Here is a 3,378-nt window from a genome sequence, read left to right as displayed (position 1 = left end):
AGTATAAAGTTTCGACGGTGCGAATCGAGAAAGTCCTGCCGGCTGGAACTCCTGCTACCCCCATGCGAGTGATGTTGATCACATGACCGCAGAGCCCACTCCTGCCGCCATCAATCCTGTTGCCGACGCCTACCCGCCACCGGAGATTGCGGCACGAGTCTGCAAGGTGGGGCTCGCCAAGGTCACCACTCCTGTGCCCACCATGATCGCGTTAGCGGTGTTGGCAGGCGCGTTTATTTCGTTGGGCGCGCTCTTCTACACCGTGACGATGACGTCCGGGAAAAGCGGACCGGGGTTGCCGTTCGGATTATTGCGCGTGGCGGGAGGCGTGACATTCAGTCTGGGGCTCGTGCTGGTGGTCGTGGGAGGCGCGGAACTTTTCACCGGGAATAACCTGATCGCCATGGCCTGGGCCGTCGGTTGTGTGCAGACGCGGCAGGTGGTGAGGAATTGGGTCTGGGTGTACCTGGGGAACCTGCTCGGCGCCGGCGGGACGGCGCTACTGGTCCTGCTTGCGGGCGTGCAGACATTGGCAGACGGGGCCGTCGGGGAGACGATGGTGCAGATCGCCCGCGGCAAAATCGCGCTGGATCCGGTGTCAGCCTTTGCCCGCGGAATCCTGTGCAACGTGCTGGTCTGTCTCGCGGTCTGGTTGTGCATGGGCGCCCGGAGCGTGGCGGATAAAATTCTTGCCATTGTGTTCCCGATTACGGCCTTTGTGGCCTGCGGCTTCGAACATTCCGTGGCCAACATGTTTTTCCTGCCGTTGGGCATCGCGCTGGCCGCCGGCGGATCGGCACCCCTGTCCGTGATGGGTGCTCTGAGCAATCTGGTGTTGGTGACCCTCGGCAACATCATCGGCGGGACGGTGCTCGTTGCACTGGTCTACTGGTTTGTATATCTCCGGACAGAGCCGGCCTCCTAACTCACTTCGCTTAAAATTCTCGATTCTGATGCGCAGGGGAGGCGCGGCGGTGGTATGCTGCACCTCGTGATCTCCCGGTTTCCTTCAATCTCATGAATCGAGCGACCCTGCGCGCCGTTCTCACGCCACGTCTTGGCATCATGCTGCCCCTGGGCTTCGCCTCCGGGTTGCCGCTGGCCCTCACGGGTGGAACGCTTCAAGCCTGGCTCACCGAGGCCGGCCTGGATTTGACCACGATCGGCCTCTTCGCCTACGTCGGCCTTCCCTATACGTTGAAATTTCTCTGGGCCCCGGTGATGGACCGCATCGTGCCGCCCTGGCTTGGTCACCGCCGTGGCTGGATGATCGTCACGCAGACCGGCCTTGCGCTGGCGCTCACGTTCATGGCCTTCATCGGGCCCGGCTCGGGCGCCCAGATTTTTGCCGCATTGGCGTTGGGCGTGGCGTTTCTCTCTGCATCGCAAGATATCGTCTTTGATGCCTACCGCACTGACTTGTTGAAACCGGATGAGCGGGGATTGGGCGCGGCTACCTGGGTGATGGGGTATCGCATCGCAATGATGGCGTCGGGCTCGCTGGCCTTGATTGTCGCGGCACGTCTGGGATGGTCCTCGGCGTATCTCTGCATGGCCGGGTTGATGGCGCTGGGTATCGTGACCATTCTCATGATCCCGGAACCGGAGGCGGCGAGGGCGGCCCCGCAGTCGATGGCGGAGGCGGTTTGGGGACCCCTGTCTGAATTTTTGTCTCGCCCCATGGCGCTGGCGTTGTTGGGATTGATCGTGCTCTACAAGCTGGGCGATGCCTTCGCCGGCGCATTGACGACCTCGTTCCTGCTGCGCGGGATGGAGTTTTCGTCCGAGGACATCGGCCTGGTCCGGGCCTTCGGTATCGGTGCGACGATTCTCGGCGCCTTCATCGGCGGCGGCTTGATGCCGCAGTTAGGCCTCTTTCGATCGTTGATGGTCTTCGGGCTGTTACAGGCGCTGTCGAACCTGTCGTTCTTGTGGCTGGCCTGGGCGGGGAAGAGTTATGCGGTCATGGCCTTCGCCGTCGGATTCGAAAATCTCACCGGCGGCATGGGCACGGCGGCATTCGTGGCACTGGTCATGTCGCTCTGCAATCACCGCTATACGGCGACTCAGTTTGCCTTACTGTCTTCCGTTGAAGCCCTCGGACGGGTCTTTCTCGGCTGGCCCGCTGCAAAGCTGGTGGGGCTCGCCGGCTGGGGACCCTTCTTCTTCGTGACCTTTCTCGCCGCGCTGCCCGGCCTTTGGTTGCTGTGGGTGCTCCGCAAGCCGGTGACTCAGCACGGGGAACTGAATGCAGGGAGAGCGGGAGCTGAGGTTCCCTGCTGACAGCTGGATACTGCGATCAGTATGGGCCTGGGCAGGTCATGAAGTTGCCTCCTCCTACTTCACCTTCCTCTGTAAAAACAAAATGAACAACATCAGGGTCGGGAGCGGTGCCAGCGCGAAGGGCAGCAGCCAGAGCAACACGTTTTTCCCCCGCACGCGGGCTTGATCGAACATCCAGATGAAGACCCATACCAGCAGACCGATGTAGTTCACGGCCATCCAGCGGGTGGTGTGAATCTTCAAGCCGCTGGCCGACTCCGGCTCTCCCTGTATGAGAAAGACTCCGATCAGCAGGACGAACCCTGCCAGGAGGGCTGTCACCAGGCGTTTACTCCACACGAACATAGGCGCTCCTTCCGTTACCGTAGAACCAGTGCGATCGAATCAGGCGACCCGGACCATTCACGAATGCCGCCGCGAGGCGTTGAGACCGAAGCCTGCCGGGGTTGCTCTCAAGTCCGGGTTAGGGTTCCATTCCTCAGAAATCGGGCGTAAGCTAAACGGATGAGGTCCAATCTGTCAAACCGCCGGATTGTGGTTTCGACGGACAGGAAGCCTGTGCGCATTGCCCTCAGCAAAGAGTGACGATGAGTAATTTGACGTTGGCCTGGTTGGTGGGAAGTCTGCTGGTTGCCGTGGGATTGGCGGCGACTAATCCGACGATGGATGCCTATGTGCATTTTGTCGAGGCCCGCCTGGTGGCCGAAATTGAAAAGATGGACCAGTCCGGGCCGCGCCACGATCGCGACCTCATCAAAGCCGTCTTTCGCGCACAAGGCCCCAAACTCGTGGAGGGCGTCGTTCGGCCGAACAGCACGAGGAACAACTGGGGCCTCCTCAGTTTTTTCGAAACCAATGTGCTGGACCAACCGGTATTGGTGCTGGGTGTGGCCGGTCAATTTGTGCCCTTGCGAGGGGTGGAGGAGGCGACGTTAAAGGTCGGTCGGATGGCTTTTTAGCCTGTGCCAGAAATTTTCTCGCCTCACTGTGAAAAACCTCCTTCCACAGCCTCCGGATCGCTGTGGATAACTCTTCGGAAAATGCATAAAACCAGCATCAAATCTGGCGTCGGCGCTATCACCAGCTTATCCCCAT

General features: G+C 60.5%; 4 protein-coding genes. 3 read left to right on the top strand and 1 reads right to left on the bottom strand.

Annotated elements, in window-relative coordinates:
• Nucleotides 1-82: 82 nt before the first annotated feature.
• Nucleotides 83-925: a formate/nitrite transporter family protein gene (locus tag ACILSL_RS27365; RefSeq protein ID WP_395735246.1), complete on the top strand. Its 843-nt coding sequence runs from the start codon at nt 83-85 to the stop codon at nt 923-925.
• 92 nt (nt 926-1,017) lie between these two features.
• Nucleotides 1,018-2,283 carry an AmpG family muropeptide MFS transporter gene (locus tag ACILSL_RS27360; RefSeq protein ID WP_013248484.1) on the top strand — a complete coding sequence of 422 codons (1,266 nt, stop codon included), beginning with the start codon at nt 1,018-1,020 and terminating at the stop codon, nt 2,281-2,283.
• 54 nt (nt 2,284-2,337) lie between these two features.
• Here ACILSL_RS27360 and ACILSL_RS27355 read toward each other — a convergent pair whose 3' ends face one another.
• Complete coding sequence (locus ACILSL_RS27355) at nt 2,338-2,604, bottom strand: hypothetical protein (protein ID WP_395735245.1); 267 nt, start codon at nt 2,602-2,604, stop codon at nt 2,338-2,340.
• 266 nt (nt 2,605-2,870) lie between these two features.
• Between ACILSL_RS27355 and ACILSL_RS27350 the strand changes: the two genes are divergently transcribed.
• Entirely contained in the window at nt 2,871-3,242 is a 372-nt protein-coding gene (locus ACILSL_RS27350) for a hypothetical protein (protein ID WP_395735244.1), read from the top strand.
• The last annotated feature ends 136 nt before the right edge of the window (nt 3,243-3,378 follow it).

It is taken from the genome of Prosthecobacter sp., from assembly GCF_044222345.1.
Taxonomy (GTDB): Bacteria; Verrucomicrobiota; Verrucomicrobiia; order Verrucomicrobiales; family Verrucomicrobiaceae; genus Prosthecobacter.
This window is presented reverse-complemented; position numbering and strand designations above follow the sequence as displayed.